Genomic DNA, 21,300 nt, shown 5'->3' on the forward strand with positions numbered 1-21,300 from the left:
ATGACGTCTTCGAGGAACGATCGTGCTTCCGCGCTGCCCGAGGAGCTGCGGGAGGCCCTTCGCCGCCGCCTCGCGGGCAAGGCCGGGCGCGCCGCCGCCATCCCCCGCGCGGACCGCGCGCGGCCGCTGCCGCTGTCCTTCGCCCAGGAACGGCTGTGGTTTCTGCACACCCTCCAGCCGGAGGAGGCGGGGTACAACAGCGCGCTGGCGCTGCGGCTGACCGGCGCGCTGGACGTGGCGGCGCTCTCCGGGGCGCTGGATGCCCTGGTGGAGCGGCATGAGGCGCTGCGGACCACGTTCGACGACATCGACGGCCGGCCCGCTCAGGTGGTGCACCCGGCCGCGCCCGTGCCCCTGCCGGTGGCCGACCTCATCGGCGCTCACCGGGGGCCGGAGGCGCTGGACCGGCTGCTCCTGACCGAGTACGCCCGGCCGTTCGATCTGCGGACCGGCCCGCCGCTGCGGGCGCTGCTGATCCGCCTGGCCGAGGACGAGCACGTGCTGCTGCTCACGGCCCATCACATCGTCACCGACGGCTGGTCGATGGGGCTGCTCCAGGGCGAGCTGTGCGCGCTGTACGGCGCGGAGTCCGGCGCGGACCCGCTGCCCCCGGTGCCGGTGCACTATCCCGACTTCGCCGTGTGGCAGCGGGAGCGGCTCTCCGGGGCCGCGCTGGACCGGCAGCTCGACTACTGGAAGGGGCGGCTGGACGGCGTCGTCCCGCTGGAGCTGCCCACCGACCGGCCCCGGCTCCCAGCGCCCACCTCGGCGGGGGCGATCCATGAGTTCACCGTGGACCGCGCCACCGCGGACCGGCTGCGCGCGCTTGCCGCGCGGGAGCGGACCACGCTGTTCACGGCGCTGGTCGCCGCCTGCCAGGGGCTGTTCGCACGCTGGTCGGGGCAGGACGACATCGCCATCGGCACCGTCACCTCCGGCCGTGGCCGCACCGAACTGGAGCGCGCCGTCGGCTTCTTCGTCAACACCGTGGTGCTGCGCTCCGCGGTGGACACGGCCCGTTCCTACCGTGAGCTGCTGGCCGACGCCGGGGCCACGGTGCTGGACGCCTTCGCCCATGACGAGACGCCATACCAGCGGCTGGTGGAGGCCGTGGGGGCGCGCCGGGAGGCGGGCCGCAATCCGCTGTTCGATGTGATGGTGCTGCTGCACAGCGCCCCGCGGAGCGCGCCCCGGCTGTCCGGGCTGGCCGTGGCGAGCGTGGATGTGCCCCGGCAATCGGCCACCTTCGACCTGAGCGTCGAGTTCGTCGAGGACGGGGAGGAGCTGCGGGGGCTGCTGGAGTACAGCACCGAGCTGTTCGACACGGCGACCGCCGAGCGGATGGCGGGCCATCTGCTGGTGCTGCTCGACGGGGTGGCCGCCGATCCGGACCGGCCGGTGCGGGAGCTGTCCCTGCTCACGGACGGCGAGCGGCGGCGGATGACGGCCGCCGGGCGCGGCCCCGCGCTCGCGGTCGAACCGGCCACGTTCCCGGCGGTGTTCGAGGCGCAGGCGGCCCGTACCCCGGGAGCGACGGCGCTGGTGGCCTCCGACGCCACCTACGACTTCGCGGGGCTGAACGCGGCCGCCAACCGGCTGGCGCACCATCTGATCGCCCAGGGCGTGGGGCCGGAGCGCGTCGTCGGGGTGAAGCTGCCGCGGACCGCCGACATGGTCGTGGCGATCCTGGGGGTGCTCAAGGCGGGCGGGGTCTACCTGCCCCTCGACCCGGAACTCCCCGCCGAGCGCCTCGCGTTCCTCCTGGCCGACGCCGAACCGGTGCTGGTGCTCGACGAGGCCGCCCTGCGCGCCGTCCCCGCCACACTGCCGACGGCCGATCCCACCGACGCGGACCGGACCGCCGCACTGCACCCGGGCAGCGCCGCCTACGTCCTGTACACCTCCGGATCCACCGGCCGCCCCAAGGGGGTGGCCGTGGAGCACCGGTCGATGGTCAATCTGCTGGTCGGCCACCGGCAGGGCTTTGTGGCCGAGGCGGGCGGCGGGCCGCTGCGCGCGGCGCTGACCGCGTCGTTCTCCTTCGACACCTCGCTGGAGGGGCTGCTCCTGCTGGCGGACGGCCATGAGCTGCACCTCATCGACGAGGCCACCCGGCTCGATCCGGCCGCGCTGGTGGAGCACATCGCCGAGCACCGCATCGACTTCCTCGACCTCACCCCCTCCTACCTGCGGCAGCTTCTCCCGGCCGGACTGCTGGACCACCCCCGGCACCGGCCGCGGGTGCTGATGCTGGGCGGCGAAGCGCTCGGCCCGTCGCTGTGGCTGCGGCTGGCGGACGCCCCGGGCACGACGGCGTACAACTTCTACGGTCCGACCGAGTGCACCATCGACGCGCTCGCCGCCCGGATCGGCGGCGCCGGGCGTCCGGTGGTGGGCCGGCCGCTGGGCAATCTGCGCGCCTATGTGCTCGACTCGCGGCTCCAGCCGGTGCCGGTGGGGGTGGCGGGTGAGCTGTATCTGGCCGGTGAGCAGGTGGCTCGGGGGTACCGGGGCCGTCCCGGGCTGACCGCGTCCCGTTTCGTGGCCGATCCGTACGGGCCCGCCGGGAGCCGGATGTACCGCACCGGGGACCTGGCCCGCTGGACCGCCGACGGGGAGCTGGACTGCCTCGGCCGCGCGGATCACCAGGTGAAGATCCGGGGCCACCGGATCGAACCGGGCGAGATCGAGGCGGCGTTGCTCGATCTTCCGGCCGTCGCCGAGGCGGCCGTCGTCGCGGTGACCGACGACCGCGGCCACACGCGGCTGGCCGCCTACTACGTGCCCGCCCCGGGCGGTGAGCCGCCCGCCTCCGCCGAACTGCGCGCGGCCCTCGGGCGCACTCTGCCCGGCCATATGGTCCCCGGTGCGTTCGTCGCCCTCGACGCCATGCCGCTCAACGCCAGCGGCAAGCTGGACCGCCGGGCGCTGCCCGCCCCGCGGCCCGACGCGGACCGGCCGGAGCGGGCCGCCGAGGCTCCGCGCACGGAGACGGAGCGGGAGCTCGCCCGGATCTGGGCCGAGGTGCTGGGCGCCCGAACGGTGGGAGTGAGCGACAACTTCTTCGAGCTGGGCGGCGATTCGATCCTCAGCATCCAGATCGTCGCCCGCGCCCGCCAGGCCGGACTCGCGCTCACCTCGCGGGATGTCTTCCTGCACCAGACCATCGCCGAGCTGGCCGCAGCCGTGACGCCGCGCAGCGCGCCCGGCGCCCCCGCCGACGAGGCGGTGGACGCGGCGGGTCCGGCGCCGCTCACGCCGATCCAGCACTGGTTCTTCGCCACCCATGGCCCGCTGCGCCACTTCACCATGTCGATGGTGCTCGATCCGCCGCACGACCTGGACGAGGGCGCGCTGGACGCCGCGCTGGACGCCGTGGTCGCGCACCACCCGGCCCTGCGCACCCGGTTCGTCCAGGGCGACGACGGCGGGTGGCGGCAGCTCGCGGACGGCGTCGCGGGCGGGCCGCTGCTGCGCCACCACGATCTGGCCGGGCTCGACGGCGCCGAGCAGACGGCCGCCGCCGAGGCGGCCGCGGCGGCCGCCCGCGCCGAACTCGACCTGACCACGGGGGCGTTGCTGCGGGGCGCCCTGCTCCGGCGCGGGGCGGGGGCCCGGCCGCGGCTGTTCCTCACCGCACACCATCTGGCCGTGGACAGCGTCTCGTGGCGCATTCTGCTGGGCGATCTGGAGAGCGCCTACCGGCAGGCCGCCGCCGGGGAGCCGGTGCGGCTGGAGCCCGCCTCCGCCGCCTTCACCACCTGGGCCCACCGGCTGGTCGAGCAGGTGCGGGAGGGGCTGCTGGACGGCGATCTGGCGTACTGGGAGCGCGTACGGGAGGCGGGCGGCGCGGACCTTCCGGTGGACCGCCCGGGCACGGCCACGGCCGGGTCCACCCACACCGTACGCCTGACGCTCGACCGCGAGGTCACCGACGGGCTGCTGCGCCGGGTGCCCGCCGTGTACCGGACGCAGATCAACGATGTGCTTCTCAGCGCGCTGGGGCGGGTGCTCGCCGGCTGGACCGGCGAGGACCGGGTGCTGGTGGCCATGGAGGGCCATGGCCGGGAGGAGCTGGACGCGGCCGTCGAGCTGTCCCGGACCGTGGGCTGGTTCACCACGCAGTACCCGGTGGCGCTGACACTGCCCGCAGGCGACTGGGGCGTGGTGCTGAGGTCGGTGAAGGAGCAACTGCGCGCGCTGCCGCACCGGGGGCTGAGCTATGAGGCGCTGGCGTATCTGAGCGCCCCGGACTCCCCCGCACGGGCGCTCGCCGACGCCCCGCTGCCGGGCATCTGCTTCAACTACCACGGCCAGTGGGGCTCGGGCGGGGACGGTGGCGCGTTCACCCTCACCGGGAAGAGCCTGGGGCGGGATCTGGCCGCCGACGAGCCCTCGGTGTATCCGCTCGATGTGTCCGCCGTGGTGGCGGCCGGTGAACTGGAGCTGACCTGGCTGTTCTCCGACCGGGTCCATGACGCGGCCACGGTGCGGCGGCTTGCGGACGGCATGCTCACGGCGCTGCGGGAGATCGTGGCGCACTGCGACGGACCGGGCGCGGGCGGCCGGACGCCCTCCGACTTCCCCCTGGCCCGGCTGGACCAGGCCGCCGTGGACCGGCTGGTGGGCAACGGACGGGAGGTCGAGGACGTCTATCCGCTGACGCCGCTTCAGGAGGGCATGCTCTTCCACCGGCTGGTCGGCGGCGAGGAGGACGTCTACCTCGACCAGGCCGTGCTGACCCTGGAGGGGGTGCGCGACCCGGAGGCGTTCGCCCGGGCCTGGCAGGAGACGGTGGACCGCACCCCGGTGCTCCGCAGTGGCGTCGTCTGGGAGGGCGTGGAGCGGCCGCTGCAGATCGTCCGCCACCGGGCCGAGGTGCCCGTGACCCATCTGGACTGGCGCGGGCTGTCCGATGAGCGGCGCGAGGCCGAGCTGGAGCGCTTCCGAGCCCAGGACCTGGCCCTGGGCATCGACCTGGCCACGCCGCCGCTGATGCGGCTGGCCATCGCCCGGCTGACCGATGCCCGGGTGGCGCTGATCTGGACCTCGCACCATCTGGTCCTGGACGGCTGGAGCCTGGCGCAGGTGTTCACCGAGGTGTGCGAGCGGTACACCGCGGCCACTCGGGGCCGTACCCCGGCACTTCCCGCCCGCCGGCCGTTCCGAGACTATCTGCAGTGGCTGGCCGGGCAGGACGGGCAGGAGGCCGAGCGGCACTGGCGGGAGCTGCTCGCGGGCTTCACCGCGCCGACCCCGCTCCCCCGCGACCGCGTGGCCGTGGAGTCCCACCGGGCCCGGTCCTCGGCGACCGTGGCGGTGGCGCTCACCCCGGAGGTGTCGGAGGAGCTGCGCCGTACGGCCCGCGGCGGGGGCCTGACCGTCAACACGATCGTGCAGGGGGCCTGGGCGCTGCTGCTGTCCCGGTACGGCGGTGTGGAGGACGTGGTCTTCGGCACCACCGTCTCGGGCCGCCCGGCGGAGCTGGCCGGGGTCGAGTCGATGGTGGGGATGTTCATCAACACCCTGCCGACCCGGGTCCGGGTGGACGCCGCCCGGAACACCGGTGACTGGCTGCGGGAGCTCCAGATGGCGCAGTCCGCGTCCCGGCGCCAGGAATCCGTCTCGCTGGCACAGGTGTCGGGCTGGAGCGAGCTGCCCGCCGGGACCCCGCTCTTCGACTCCATGGTGGCGTTCGAGAACTACCCCTTCGACGACTCCTCGGCGCGCGAGGCGGGGCTGCGGATCGTCGAGGTGCAATCCGTCGACGCGACCAACTTCGGCCTGAGTCTGCGGGCGCATCTCTCCGACCGGCTGGGCTTCGATCTCGGCTATGACCCGGGGCTGTTCGACGCCCGGACCGCGGCCGCGCTCGCCGACCGGCTGTGCCTGCTGCTCACGGCGATCGCGGCGGACACCGACCGTCCGCTGCGGGCGCTGCCGTGGACCAGCGGCGAGGAGCGCCGGCGGATCCTGGTGGAGTGGGGCGGCGGCGCGGCCCCGGCGACACCGGAGCGGACCCTGGTGGAGCTGTTCGAGGAGCAGGCCGCCCGCACCCCCGGGGCCATCGCCGTCTCCTGCGCCGGGGAATCGCTGTCGTACGCCGAACTCGACGCGAGGGCCAGCCGGTTGGCGCATCGGCTCATCACCGAGGGGGCCGGGCGGGAGCGGTATGTGGCGCTGGCGCTGCCCCGCTCGCCGGACATGATCGTGGCGATCGTGGCGGTGCTGAAGGTGGGGGCGGCCTATCTGCCGCTCGACCCGGACCAGCCGTCCGGCCGGATCGCCCGGATGCTCGCCGACGCCGAACCGGTCGTCCTGCTGACCACCGCCGCCCTGGCGGCGCGGCTCGGCGAGGACACCGCCGTGGCCCGGCTGTGCCTGGACGACCCCGCCCTGATCGCCGACCTGGAGCGTCGGCCCGCCGCCGTCCCGGCCGGTTCGGGGCCGCTGCCGGACAGTCCCGCATACGCCATCTACACCTCCGGGTCCACGGGCGTGCCCAAGGGGGTGGTGATCCCGCACGCCAATGTGGTCCGGCTGTTCTCCCGGACCCATGCGTGGTTCTCGTTCGACGCGAGCGATGTGTGGACGCTGTTCCACAGTTACGCCTTCGACTTCTCCGTGTGGGAGATCTGGGGGCCGCTGCTGCACGGCGGCCGGCTCGTGGTCGTGCCGTACGCCGTCTCCCGCTCCCCGGAGGAGTTCCTGCGGCTGCTGGCGCAGGAGCGGGTGACGGTGCTCAGCCAGACGCCGTCCGCCTTCCAGGGGCTGATGCGCGCGGACGAGGAGAACCCCGGGGCCCGGCTCGCCCTGCGCCGGGTGGTGTTCGGCGGTGAGGCGCTCGACGCGCGGCGGCTGGCGGGCTGGTACGCGCGGCATCCGGACACCGCGCCGGTGCTGGTCAACATGTACGGGATCACCGAGACCACCGTGCATGTCACCTACGCCCCGCTCGACCGCGCCACCGCGTCGCTCGCGGCGGCCACCGGAAGCGCCATCGGCACCGGCATCCCCGATCTGCGGGTGTATGTGCTGGACGAGGGTCTTCAGCCGGTGCCGCCGGGGGCGGTCGGCGAGCTGTATGTGGCGGGGGCCGGGCTCGCCCGGGGCTATCTGCGCCGCCCGGGGCTGACCGCGTCCCGTTTCGTGGCCGATCCGTACGGGCCCGTCGGGAGCCGGATGTACCGCACCGGCGACCGGGCCCGGTGGAGCGCGGACGGGGAGCTGGAGTATCTGGGCCGCGCCGACGACCAGGTGAAGATCCGCGGTTTCCGGATCGAGCCCGGGGAGATCGAGGCCGCCCTGGTGGCCCATCCGGAGGTCGGCGACGCGGTGGTGACCGTGCGGGAGGACCAGCCCGGGATACGGCGGCTGGTGGCCTATGTGGTGGCCGCCGGTGCGGCCGCGCCACCGGACGCCGCCGAGCTGCGGGAGTTCCTGCAGCGGTCGCTGCCCGCACAGATGATTCCGGCGGCGTTCCTGTCACTTGACGCGCTGCCGCTGACCGCCAACGGCAAGCGGGACCGGGGCGCGCTGCCCGCGCCCGGCCCGGACGGCTTCGCGGCGAGCGCCGAGCGGATCGCCCCGCGCACCGAGGCCGAGCGTACGGTGGCGCGGGTGTGGGCCGAGGTCCTCCCGGTCGAGGAGGCCGGGGCGACGGACGACTTCTTCGCCCTCGGCGGCGATTCGATCCTGGCCATTCGGGTGGCTTCCCGGCTGCGAACGGCCTTCGGTGTGGACGTCACCCCGCGCGCGCTGTTCACCCACACCACCGTGGCCGAGCTCGCCGCCGCGCTGACCGCGCCTGAGGAGCGCGGGAGTACGGACAGCATCCCGGCCGTGCCACGGGACGGGGAACTGCCGCTGTCCTTCGCGCAGGCGCGCCTGTGGTTCCTGGACTCGTTCGACGACGGCGGCACGGAGTATGTGACGCCGTTCGCGCTGCGGCTGCGCGGCCGTCTGGACACGGCCGCCCTGCGCACCGCCCTGGACGGTCTGGTGGCCCGGCACGAGCCGCTGCGCACCACCTTCGCCGAGGTGGACGGCCGCGGGGTGCAGCGGGTGCACGACCCGTACCCGGTGGCGCTGCCCTCGCACGACCTCACGGCCCGTCCCGCGGCCGACCGCGAGCGGGAGCTGGCGCGGCTGCTGGAGCGGGAGGGCGCCACCCCCTTCGATCTGCGCACCGGGCCGCTGCTGCGGGCGTCTCTGATCCGGCTGGACGACGAGGAACACGTGCTCACCCTGACGATGCACCACATCGTCACGGACGGCTGGTCCACCGCCGTCATCGGCGCCGATCTGAGCGAGCTGTACGGCGCGGCGGTCATGGCACGGCCGCCCGTGCTCGCCCCGCTGCCGCTGGCTTACGCCGACTACGCGGCGTGGCAGCGCGATCCGCTCGGTGGCGCGGCGGCGGTGGAGCCGCAACTGGAGTACTGGCGGGCGCGGCTGGCCGAGTCGGCGCCGTTGGAGCTGCCGACCGACCGTCCGCGGCCGGCCGTGCAGACCAGATGCGGGGCGCTGCTGGAGTTCGCCCTGCCCGCCGGGCTGGTGGAGCGGCTGCGCGCGGCCGGGCGGCGCGGCGATGCCACCCTCTTCATGACGCTCCTCGCCACCTGCCAGGTGCTTCTCGCCCGCTGGTCGGGCCAGCAGGACATCGCGGTGGGCACCGTGACCTCGGGACGTGAGCGCCCCGAACTGGAGCATCTGGTGGGCATGTTCGTGAACACGCTGGTGCTGCGCACCCGGGTGGACGCCGACCAACCCTTCGAGGAGCTGCTCACCCGGGTGCGGGGCACCGTGCTGGACGCCTTCGCCCACCAGGACGTGCCGTTCGAGCGGATCGTGGACGCGCTCCAGCCCGAGCGGGACACCAGCCGCACCCCGCTCTTCCAGGTCATGGTGGCGCTGCACAATCTGGGCGCCGAGGTGCCGGACCTGCCGGGTCTCACCGTGGAGGCCGTCCGGGTCCCGGGCCGGACCGCCGTCTTCGATCTGGGCTTCGACTTCGTGGAGCGCCTCGGCGCCCTGACCGGTTTCGTGGAGTACAACACCGACCTGTTCGACGCGGCCACTGTGGAGCGGATGACCCGCCAGTTGCGGCTGCTGGTGGAGGCGGTGGCCGAGGACCCCGGGCTGCGGGTGGGCGAACTGCCGCTGCTGACCGCCGGGGAACGGCGGACGGTGCTGGAGGAGTGGAACGACACCGCGCTCGCGGTGGCGGACACCACTTTCCCCCGACTCTTCGAGGAGCAGGCCGCCCGCACCCCGGGCGCCACTGCGCTGGTGGCCGCCGACGCCACCTACGACTTCGCGGGGCTGGGCGCCCGCGCCAACCGGCTGGCGCACCATCTGATCGGCCTCGGCGTGGGCCCGGAGAAGGTGGTCGCGGTCAGGCTTCCGCGCACCGCCGATCTGATGGTGGCCCTGCTCGCCGTCCTCAAGGCGGGCGGTACGCACCTCTACGTCGACCCCGAACTGCCCGCCGAGCGCGCGCGATTCCTGCTGGAGGACGCCGCGCCCGAGGTCGTCCTCACCCCCGATGTCCTGCGGGACGCGACCCTGGACGGGCTGCGGGACACCGATCCCACCGACGCGGACCGGCTGTCCCCGCTGCTCCCCGGGCACACCGCGTACATCACCTACACCTCGGGGTCCACCGGCCGCCCCAAGGGCGTCGCCGTCGAGCACCGCCAGTTGGTCAACCTCTGTCTCGACCACGCGGCCGAGCTCATCGCACCGCACCGGACCGAGGCGGGCCGTCCGCTGCGCGCGGCGCTGACCGCCGCGTTCTCCTTCGACACCTCCTGGGAGGGCGCGGTCTTCCTGGCCGCGGGCCAGGAGGTGCATCTGGTCGACGACGCGGTACGGCTCGACCCGGCCGCGCTCGTGGCGCTGATCGACGCCCGTGGCGTGGACTTCGTCGACCTCACCCCGTCGTACCTCCATGAGCTGATGGCGGCCGGGCTGTTCGCCCGAGGCCCCCCCCGCCCCCGGATCGTCATGGTGGGCGGCGAGGCCCTCGGGACGGCACTGTGGCGGGAGCTGCGCGCGGTGCCGGGCGTGGCGGCGTACAACTTCTACGGGCCCACCGAATGCACCGTGGACGCGGTCTACGGCGACCTGGCCGGTCTCGGCGAGCGCCCGCTCATCGGACGGCCCGGCCGCAATCTGCGGGCGTACGTCCTGGACGGCGCGCTGCGGCCCGTGCCGCCCGGTGTCCCCGGGGAACTCCATCTGGCCGGGGCCCAGGTCGCCCGCGGCTATCTGCGCCGTCCCGGGCTCACCGCGGGGCATTTCGTCGCCGATCCGTACGGCCCTCCCGGCAGCCGGATGTACCGCACCGGCGACCGGGCGCGCTGGACGGCGGACGGGGCGCTGGAGTTCCTCGGCCGCGCCGACGAGCAGCTCAAGATCCGTGGGTTGCGGATCGAGCCCGGCGAGATCGAGGCCGCGCTGCTGGACCATCCGGCGATCCAGGAGGCGGTGGTCGTGGCCCGTGAGGACACCGGCCACCGGCGGCTGGTGGCCTATCTGGTGACCGGTAGTTCGGCCAACGCGGCCGCCGGTCCGCCCGCTGAGGCCGCCGATTTCCCCGATCCGGTGGAGCTGCGCAACCGGCTCAAGCGCACCCTGCCCGACTACATGGTCCCGGCCGTCTTCGTGACGCTGGAGCGGATGCCCCGCACCGACAGCGGCAAGGTTGACCGGCGCGCGCTGCCCGCTCCCCCCGACCGGCCGGAGCAAGGGTCACCGTATGTGGCGCCCCGGACCCCGGCCGAGACGGTGCTGGCGGGCGTCTGGGCCGAGGTGCTGGGCGTCCCCCAGGTGGGTGTGGAGGACAACTTCTTCGCCCTGGGCGGCGATTCGATCCTCAGCATCCAGATCGTCTCCCGCGCCCGCCAGGCCGGGCTGACCCTCACCTCCAAGGACGTCTTCCGCCACCAGACCATCGCGGAACTCGCGTTGAGCGTCGAGGCCACCGGACGGCAGCCGCTTCCGGAGCCCGCCGGGGCGGTGGCCGGACCGGCGCCGCTGACCCCGATCCAGCACTGGTACCTCGACGGGCGGCGGACCGGCGAGCGGCACCACTTCACCATGAGCCACCGGCTGGAACTCACCGGCGACCTCGACGAGGCCGCCCTGCGGCAGGCGGTGGACGCCCTGGTGGCGCAGCACGCGGCGCTGCGCACCCGCTTCCTGGTCGTCGACGGGCGGTGGCGACAGGAGGTCCTTCCCGCCGCCCCCGACGGTGTCCTGGTGCGGCACGACCTGTCCGGTCTTGATGATGCCGGACGCGCCGAGGCCGTACGGGAGGCCACGGTCGCGGCCCAGACGGGGCTGGACATCGCCGAGGGGGCGGTGCTGCGGGTGCTGCTGTTCACCTTCGGCGCCGGGCGGCCGTCCGAGCTGCTGCTCACCGCCCACCATCTGGTGGTGGACGGCGTCTCCTGGCGGGTCCTGCTCGGCGATCTGGAGACCGCCTACCGCCGCGCCGCCGCCGGTGGCCCGGCCACCCTGCCCCCGGCGAGCAGCGCCTTCACGCGGTGGGCCGCCCGGCTGGCGGAACACGTGCGCTCCGGCGGGCTCGACGGCGATCTGGAGTACTGGACGGGCGTGGCGTGCTCCGCGCCCGCCGCGCTCCCCGTCGACCGCGAGGGCCCCAACACCCATGGGACGGCTGCCACGGTGACCACCGTCCTCGGCCGGGCCGAGACGGAGGCGCTGCTGCGCCAGGTCCCCGGTGTCTACCGGACGCGGATCAACGATGTGCTGCTGGGCGCGCTCGGCCGGGCGCTCGCGCGCTGGACCGGTGGGGACACGGTGCTGATCGGCGTGGAGGGACACGGCCGCGAGGATCTCTTCGAGGACCTGGATCTCTCCCGTACGGTCGGCTGGTTCACCTCCGAGTACCCGCTCGCGCTGGCCGTCGACGCCGAGGCGGGGTGGCGCGACACCCTCCGGTCCGTCAAGGAGCAGTTGCGCGCCGTCCCGCACCACGGGCTCGGTTACGGAGCGCTGCGCCATCTGGCCCCCGAGGGCTCCCCGGCCGGGGGGCTGCGGGGCGGCCCGTCGCCGCAGATCGTCTTCAACTACCACGGCCAGTGGGATGTGGCGGCGGACGACGGCGGCGCCCCCGGCCTCTACCGGGCCGCCCTCCCCGTGACCGGCCAGGACGCCCCGCCCGGGGAGATCCGCCCGTGTCTGCTGGAGGTCACCGGCGCGGTCCAGGACGGCCGGCTGGAGCTGGGCTGGAGCTATCCGGCCCGGATGTACGACGAGGCGACCGTGCGCCGGCTCGCGGACGACTGTCTGGCCGCGCTGAAGGAGATCGTGGCGCACTGCGCGGAGCCCGGCGCGGGCGGGCGCACCCCGTCCGACTTCCCGCTCGCCCGGCTCGACCAGCACCAGGTGGACCTGATCGCCGGTGACGGCGGCGTGGTGGAGGACGTCTATCCGCTGACCCCGCTCCAGGCCGGCATGCTCTTCCACGGCCTCGTGGACAGCGGTGCCACCGGTGGCGCCTACTTCGACCAGATCGCCATCCGGATCGGCGGGATCGCCGACCCGGACGCCTTCGCCGACGCGTGGCAGCGGGTGGTGGACCGTACGCCGGGCTTACGCAGCTCCGTCCGCTGGGAGGGGCTCGCCGAGCCCGTCCAGCTCGTCCACCGCCGGGCCGGGTTGCCCACCGCCCGGCTGGACTGGCGGGGGCTGACACAGTCCGCGCGGGAGGAGGCGCTGGGCCGGCTGCTGGCCGAGGACCGCGCCGCCGGGATGGCACTCACCTCGGCCCCGCTGAGCCGGATCGCGGTGGCCGGGCTGCCCGATGACGAGGTCATGCTGGTGTGGACCTCCCACCATCTGATGCTCGACGGCTGGAGCACCGGTCAGATCTTCGCCGAGGTGTGCGAGACCTACGCGGCCCTCGTCGCCGGCCGCACACCGCAGCCGGCCGCGCGCCGGCCCTTCCGGGACTTTCTGCGCTGGCTGCGCGAACAGGACCAGGAGCGGGCGGAGCGCCACTGGCGCGGGGTGCTGGCGGGGTTCGGCGCCCGCACGCCACTGCCGTACGACCGGCCGCCCCGGGAGGCGCATTGCACCACCTCGACCGCGCTGACCCGGCTGGAGCTGACCGAGGAGGTGTCCGCCCGGCTGCGGGAGACGGCGCGCGGCGGCGGGCTGACGGTCAACACGGTGGTTCAGGGGGCGTGGGCGCTGCTGCTCTCGCGGTACGGCGGTGAGCGCGATGTGGTGTTCGGCACCACCGTCTCGGGCCGTCCGGAGGGGCTGCCGGGCGTGGAGACGATGGTCGGCATGTTCATCAACACGGTCCCCACCCGGGCCGTGGCCGAGGGCGGCCGTGAGGTCGTGGAGTGGCTGCGGGAGCTTCAGGAGCAGCAGAGCGAGTCCCGCCGCTTCGACTTCGTCGCCCTCCCCCGGATCCAGGCCCTCAGCGCGCTTCCGGCCGGTGAGACGCTCTTCGACAGCATGGTGGTGTTCGAGAACTACCCCTTCGACGAGGCGTCGGCGGCCGGTGCCGGGATCCGTGTCCGGGAGGTGCGGGCCGAGGACTCCACCAGTTTCCCGCTGTGTCTGCGTGCCTATCTCGGCGACCGGCTGGGCTTCGACATCGCCTACGATCCGGCGCTGTTCGACGCGGCCACGGTGGAGCGGGCGGCGGCCCATCTTCAGACGCTGCTGACCGGGATCGCGGACGGCGCCGGACGGTCCCTGGACGAGCTGCCGCTGCTGACGGCGGCGGAGCGCCTCCGGGCGATGGGCGAGTGGAATGCCACCGCCCGGCCGCTGCCGGAGGGCTCGCTGGCCGAGCTGTTCGCCGAGCGGGCCCGCCGTGCCCCGGACGCCGTCGCCGTCACCGACGGCGCCACCTCGCTCAGCTATGCCCAACTCGACGACTGGGCCAGCCGGTTGGCGGAACACCTGATGCGGTCCGGGCTACGGCCGGAGGACCGGGTGGCGCTGCTCATGGACCGGTCGGTGGAGCTGGTCGTGGCCCAGCTCGCGGTGGCCAGGGCCGGTGGGGTGTACGTACCGGTGGACGTCCGCGCCCCGGGCGATCGGCGGCGGACACTGCTGGACCAGGCGGGCGCCGCGGTGATGCTGACGCCGGAGGAGGTGGCCGCCGCGCGGGAGGCCGAGCCGATGGCGCATATGGTGCCGGTGCACCGGGACCAGTTGGCGTATGTGATGTTCACCTCCGGGTCGACCGGTGTGCCCAAGGCCGTGGGGGTGCGCCATCGCGATGTGGCGGCGCTCGCCCTGGACCGCGCCTTCGCCGGTGGCGGGCATGAGCGGGTGCCGTTGCACTCGCCGGTGGCGTTCGACGCCGCCACCTACGAGATGTGGGTGCCGCTGCTGGGCGGTGGCCGGGTGGTGGTGACATCGGGCGAGCTGGACGCACTTGCGGTGCGCCGGCTGGTGGCCGGGCAGGGGATCACCGGACTCTGGCTGACCGCCGGGCTGTTCCGGCTGCTGGCGCAGGACGAGCCGGACTGCTTCGCGGGGCTGCGCGAGGTGTGGACGGGTGGCGATGTGGTCCCCGCGGCCTCGGTGCGCCGGGTGCTGGACCGCTGTCCCGGGCTGACCGTCGTGGACGGGTACGGGCCGACCGAGACGACGACCTTCGCCACGTCCTTCCCGATGTCCCGCGCCGACGAGGTGCCCGAGGTGGTACCGATCGGCCGGCCGCTGGACAACATGCGGGTCCACGTCCTGGATGCGCGGCTGCGGATCGTGCCGCCGGGGGTGGTCGGGGAGCTTTTCCTCGCCGGGGAAGGGGTGGCGCGTGGCTACCTCGGCCGTCCCGGTCCGACCGCCGCGGCGTTCCTCGCCGATCCGTACGGGCCCGCCGGGGAGCGGATGTACCGCACCGGCGATCTGGCGCGCCGCCGGCCGGACGGCACGGTGGAGTTCCTCGGCCGCGCCGATGACCAGGTCAAGGTCCGTGGCTTCCGGATCGAGCCGGGCGAGGTGGAGGGGGTGCTGGCCGGGCATCCCGAGGTGGCGGATGTCGCCGTGGTCGCCCAGAGCGGCGGTCCCGGTGGGAAGCGGCTGGTGGCCTATGTGGTGGCCGGTGGCGACGGGGCGGTGGACGGTGCGCGGCTGCGGGCGTACGCGGCGGAGCGGCTCCCGGACTATATGGTGCCGTCCGCCGTCGTCCCGCTGGAGGTGCTGCCGCTCGGCCCGACCGGGAAGCTGGACCGCGCGGCGCTGCCCGCCCCGGGCCCGGACATCCGCCGCACGCTCTACCGCGCACCGCGCGAGGGGGCCGAACAGGCCGTGGCGGCGGTGTGGGCCGAGGTGCTGGAGGTGGAACGGGTCGGCGCCGGGGACAACTTCTTCGAGCTCGGCGGCGACTCGATCCTCTCCATCCGGCTCACCTCACGGCTGCGGGAGGTGCTCGGGGTGGAGCCCTCGCCCCGCCTGGTGTTCACCCATCCGACCGTCGCCGCCCTGGCCGAGGCGCTCGGTGGCGCGGACGGCCGCGCCCGGGACCGATCCGCCCCGATCACACCGGTGGCCCGGGACGGCGAGCTGCCGCTGTCGTATCCGCAGCAACGTCTGTGGTTCCTGGACTCCTTCGCGCCGGACAGCGCCGAGTACATCACCCCGCTGGCGCTGCGGATGCGCGGAGCCCTCGATGTGGACGCGCTCGGCGCGGCGCTGACCGCGCTGGTGGCGCGGCATGAGTCACTGCGGACCACCTTCGACGCGGTGGACGGCCGCGGGGTGCAGATCGTGCACGACCCATGGGAGATCCGGCTCGACCCGTACGATCTGTCCCATCTCCCCGCCGACGGGCGGGAGGCGGAGCTGGTGGAGCTGCTGGCGTACGAACGGGCGCGCCCGTTCGATCTGCGGCGCGGACCGCTGCTGCGGACCGGGCTGATCCGGCTCGGCGGCCAGGAGCACGTACTGAGCCTGACGCTGCATCACATCATCACCGACGGCTGGTCCACCGGTGTGCTCACCGGTGATCTGCGGGAGCTGTACCGGGCGGCGCTGAGCGGTGAGCCCGCGGCGCTGCCCCCGCTGCCGGTGCACTACGCGGACTTCGCCGCCTGGCAGCGCGGCGAGCTCACCGCTCCCCGCGCGGATGAGGAACTTGCCTACTGGGCACGCCAGTTGGCTGGCGTCCCGCCGCTGGAGCTGCCCACCGACCGGCCCCGGCCCGCGGTGCGGACGAAGCACGGCGCGACCGTGGAGTTCACGGTGCCCGCCGAAGTGAGCCTGTGCCTCAAGGGGTTCGGGCAGGCGCGGGGAACCACTCTGTTCATGACGCTGGTGGCGGCGTCCCAGATCCTGCTGGCCCGGCTGTCGGGCGGGCGGGACATCGCCGTGGGCACCGTCACCTCGGGGCGGGAGCGCCCCGAGGTGGAGCGGCTGATCGGCTTCTTCGTCAACACCCTGGTGCTGCGCTCCACGGTCGATCCGCATGCCCCGTTCGGGGACTTCCTGGCCGAGGTGCGCGGCACCGTCCTGGACGCCTTCGCCCATCAGGCGGTGCCGTTCGAGCGGGTGGTGGACGAGGTGCGGCCGGTCCGGGACACCAGCCGGACACCGCTGTTCCAGGCGATGGTGGTGCTGCAGAACGCCCCGGGCCGGGCGCTGGAGCTGCCCGGTCTGGAGCTGGCGGACGTGGAGCTGGACACCGACACCGCCGCCTTCGACCTCACCTTCGAGTTCGCCGAGGCCGAGGGAGGGGTGCTGCGCGGGCTGATCGGCTACAGCACCGACCTGTTCGACGCCCCGACCGTGGAGCGGATGGGCGGCGCCCTGCGCACGCTGCTCGCCGGGATCGCCGAGGATCCGCGGCGGCCGGTGGGCGCACTACCGCTGACCACCCCGGGCGAGCTGCGGCGCACCCTGGTCGAATGGAACGACACCCGGCGCGAGGTGGACCCGGCCACGCTGCGCGAGCTGTTCGAGCGGCAGGCGGCCGTCTCCCCGGATGCCACGGCCGTACGGTACGGGAAGGGCGATCTCACCTTCGCCGAGCTGGAGACGGCCGCGAACCGGCTGGCGCACCGGCTGATCGGCCAGGGCGTGGGGCCGGAGCGCCTGGTGGCGCTGGTGCTGCCGCGCTCGGTGGAGATGCTGGTGGCGCAGCTTGCCGTGGCGAAGGCGGGCGGTGCGTTCCTGCCGGTCGACCCCGGCTATCCCGAGGAGCGGGTGGCGTTCATGCTGCGGGACGCCGCGCCCTCGGTGGTGCTCGACGACGCGGCCTCGGTGTGGACCGAGGACGGCCCCGCCGGGCCACCGCCCGGCCGTGGCCTGACGCCGGACCATCCGGCGTATGTCATCTACACCTCCGGATCCACCGGTGTGCCCAAGGCGGTCGTGGTCACCCATGCGGGGCTGGCCAGCTTCTCGGCGGCCGCGGCCGCGCACTACGACGTGCGGGCCGGGGACCGTGTGCTCCAGTTCTCCTCCCCCAGCTTCGACGCCTCCGTCCTGGAGCTGTGCGTCTCGCTGCCCCGTGGCGCGACGCTGGTGATCGGTGACGAGGGCCCGCTGCTGGGCGAGCGGCTGGCCGAGGTGCTCGGCGGGCAGCGGATCACCCATGCGCTGATCCCCCCGGCCGCGCTGGCCACCGTGCCGGAGGCGGCGTGGCGGGCGGGGTTGCCGGATCTGCGGACCCTGATCGTCGGCGGTGACGCCTGCTCCGCCGAGCTGGTGGACCGCTGGGCGCCGGGCCGGCGCCTGGTCAACTCCTACGGCCCGACGGAGGCCACGGTGGTGAGCACCTGGTCCGGCCCGCTCACGGCGGGGTCGGGAGCGCCGCCGATCGGCCGGCCGATCCCGAACACCCGGGTCCATGTGCTGGACGAGGCGCTGCGCCCGGTGCCGGTAGGCGTGGCCGGGGAGCTGTACGTGGCGGGCGTCGGTCTGGCGCGCGGCTATCTGGGCCGTCCGGGGCTGACCGCCGCCCGGTTCGTGGCCGATCCGTTCGGCCCGGTGGGCGGCCGGATGTACCGCACCGGCGATGTGGTGCGGTGGACCGGCGACGGTGAGCTGAGGTTCCTGGGCCGGGCCGATGACCAGGTCAAGGTGCGGGGCTTCCGGATCGAACTCGGCGAGGTGGAGAGCGCGCTGCGGCGCAGTCCGGAGGTGCGGGAAGCGGTGGTCGCCGTACGCGAGACCGCCCCGACCCCGGAGCAGCCGTCCGGCGGGAAGCGCCTGGTGGGCTATGTCGTCCCGGCGCCGGGCGCCGCGCCGACCGCCGCCTCGCTGCGCGACGTCCTCGGGCAGACCCTTCCGTCCCATATGGTGCCGTCCGCGTTCGCCACCCTGGACGCCCTTCCGCTCACGCCCCACGGCAAGGTCGACCGCCGGGCCCTGCCCGATCCGGATCCGGCGCCCGTCACCTCCGGTGCGGGCCATGTCGCCCCGCGCACCCCGATGGAGCACCGGATAGCGGACATCTGGGCGGATGTGCTCGGTCTGGAGCGGGTGGGCGTGGAGGACAACTTCTTCGACCTCGGCGGGGATTCCATCCTCAGCATCCAGGTGGTCTCCCGCGCCCGCCAGGCCGGGCTCCGGCTGACCACCAAGGACCTGTTCGCCCATCAGTCGGTGGCCGCGCTCGCCACCGTGGCCACGGCCGAGCGGGACGAGGTCCGTGCGGAGCCGGTGACCGGGTCGCTTCCGCTCACCCCGATCCAGCGCTGGTTCTTCGCCACCCACACCGTGAATCCACGCCACTTCAACCAGTCCACCCTGCTGGAGCTGCACCAGGAGCCGGACGAGAAGGCGCTCGAGGGGGCGCTGGCCGCGCTCCTGGTCCACCACGATGCGCTGCGCACCCGGTTCACCGAGGACGGCGGCGAATGGCGGAGCCACGTCCCCGAACCGGAGGCCGAGGTCGCCGTCCTGGACCGCCAGGACCTGTCCGGCCGGCCGGCGCGGGAGGCGGACGCGGCGATGGAGAAGGCCGCCGACGCGCTCCACGCGGACTTCGACCTCGGCCGGGGGCCGCTGCTGAAGGCCGCGCTGTTCCGCTTCGGCGAGGGCCGGCGGCCGTTCCTCTTCCTGACCGCGCACCACCTGGTCATCGACGGGGTGTCCTGGCGGATCCTGCTGGACGATCTGGACATCGCCTATCAGCAGGGCGTACGCGGCGAACCGGTGGACCTCGGCTCCAGGACCACCGCCTTCCGCGACTGGGCGCGGGGGCTCGCCGAACATGTCGCGGGCGGCGCGCTCGACCACGAGGCCGACCACTGGTGCGGGGCGCTCGACGCACGGCCGCTGCCGGTCGACCATCAGGTGGCCGCGCCGGGGTCCGAGATCCGTACGGTGCCGGTCGAGCTCGACGAGCGGGACACCGAGGCGCTGCTGCGCTCGGCGCCCACCGCCTATCGCACCCGGATCAACGATGTGCTGCTCGCCGCCCTCGCGCTGGCGCTGTCCCGCTGGACGGGCCAGGAGCGGGTATCCGTGGAGCTGGAGGGCCATGGGCGCGAGGACATCCTGGACGGGGTCGATCTCTCCCGTACGGTGGGCTGGTTCACCACCATGTACCCGGTCTCCTTCGAGCTGCCGGACATCCCCGAGAGCGGGCCGGCCGACTGGCGCGGTCTGGTCAAGTCGGTCCGGCGGCGGCTGCGGACCGTCCCCGGCAACGGCTTCGGCTTCGGGGCGCTGCGGGCCTTCGGCCCGCCCTCGCTGCGTGAGCGGCTGTCCCGCCACGGCGCCGGGCCGCAGATCGTGTTCAACTACCTGGGCCAGTGGGACGCCCGGTCGGCGCGGTCGCAGGGCGGTCTGGTGCACGCCGAGCACGGGTCGTTCGGCCAGGACCACGACCCGCGCAAGGGCGGCTCCCATCTGCTGGAGGTGGTGGGCGCGGTGCAGGACGGCCGGCTCGGCTTCACCTGGCGCTACCGCCCCGATGTGCACGAGAGGGCGACCGTGGAGGCGGTGGCCGGGGACTTTGCGGAGGCGCTGCGCCGGATCGCCGCGGACTGCCGGGGCGCCGTATGACCGCGGCCCCGCCGGTGTCCCCGCCGGTTCCCCTCTCGCGCAACCGGGACTACCGGCTGCTGTGGGGCAGTCAGGCGCTCTCGGAGTTCGGCTTCCACGCGGCGGTGATCGCGTTTCCGCTGCTGGTCCTCGCGCTCACCGGCTCGGCCGCCGCCTCCGGCCTGGTCATGGGCACCATCGCCGCCGCGCAGATGGTGGTGGGGCTCCCGGCGGGTGTCCTGGTGGACCGCTACGACCGCAAGGCCATCATGCTGGGCTGCGAGGCGGCCCAGGCGGTCTCCGCGATCAGCCTGGTGGTCGCCGTGTGGGCCGGTGCGGCCAGCGTCTGGCACATGGTGGCCGTGGCGGCGGTGTTCGGGGCGAGCGCGGCACTCTTCGAACCGGCGGAGAACGCGTCGCTGCCGACCCTGGTGGCGGACGACCATCTGCCCACGGCGGTGGCGATGAACACGGCACGTGCCTCGATGGGCCAGCTCGCGGGCACCGCGACCGGCGGATTCCTCTTCGCCGTGGGGCGGTTCGTCCCCTTCCTGGTGGACGCCGTGACGCATACGCTCTCCTTCGTCGCGCTGCTCTTCGTCAGGCTGCCCCGGCGCGAGCGGCCCCCCGGCGGAGTGGGCCCACTGGGCCGTGAGGCGCTGGCCGGGCTGCGGTGGGTGTGGCGGGAGCGCAGGATCCGGGTCACCGTGGCATGCGCGGTGGTGCTCAATCTGTTCTTCAGCGCCTTCTATCTCGTCGTCATCGTGCTCGCCGAGTCCCGGGGGGTGCCCTCCGGGGAGGTCGGTGTGATGGCGGCCATGCTCGGGGTGGGCGGGGTGGCCGGCGCCTTGGTGGCGCCCGTGCTGTACCGGCGGCTGGGCTCGTACGGCGCCATCGTCGCGGTGTTCTGGGCCCTGGCCGTTTTCGCCCCGGTCACCGTACTCGTGGACAGCGGCTATCTCATCGGGGTGCTGTTCGCCCTGATGGCGCTGTTCCCGCCGACGGCCAACACCGCGATCATGACCGATCAGCTACTGCGCACCCCGGACGAGCTGCGCGGCAGGCTCACCAGCACACTCGTGCTGGCCTGCGGAGCCGCGGGCGCGGCGGGCCCCGCGCTGGGCGGATCGCTCGCCCAGATCGTGCCGGGCGACCGGGCGATCCTGCTCTGCGCGATGGGGATGGCCGCCGCGGCCGTCCTGGCCACCGCCAGCCCGACCCTGCGCACGCTGTCCCGGCGCCATGAGGAGGGGCAGCCGACGAAAGCCCACTGACCGTCATTTATCTCACCGACCATCCCCAACCTGA

The 21,300-nt window shown here is 74.2% G+C and carries 2 protein-coding genes; both read left to right on the forward strand.

Going from position 1 to position 21,300, the window contains the following annotated elements:
* Positions 1 to 20,013: a non-ribosomal peptide synthase/polyketide synthase gene (locus tag STRVI_RS23985; RefSeq protein ID WP_014058216.1), complete on the forward strand. Its 20,013-nt coding sequence runs from the start codon at positions 1 to 3 to the stop codon at positions 20,011 to 20,013.
* Positions 20,010 to 21,266: an MFS transporter gene (locus STRVI_RS23990; RefSeq protein WP_014058217.1), complete on the forward strand. Its 1,257-nt coding sequence runs from the start codon at positions 20,010 to 20,012 to the stop codon at positions 21,264 to 21,266. Before STRVI_RS23985 ends, STRVI_RS23990 begins: the two co-directional genes overlap by 4 nt.
* The last annotated feature ends 34 nt before the right edge of the window (positions 21,267 to 21,300 follow it).

The organism is Streptomyces violaceusniger Tu 4113 (assembly GCF_000147815.2).
GTDB lineage: Bacteria > Actinomycetota > Actinomycetes > Streptomycetales > Streptomycetaceae > Streptomyces > Streptomyces violaceusniger_A.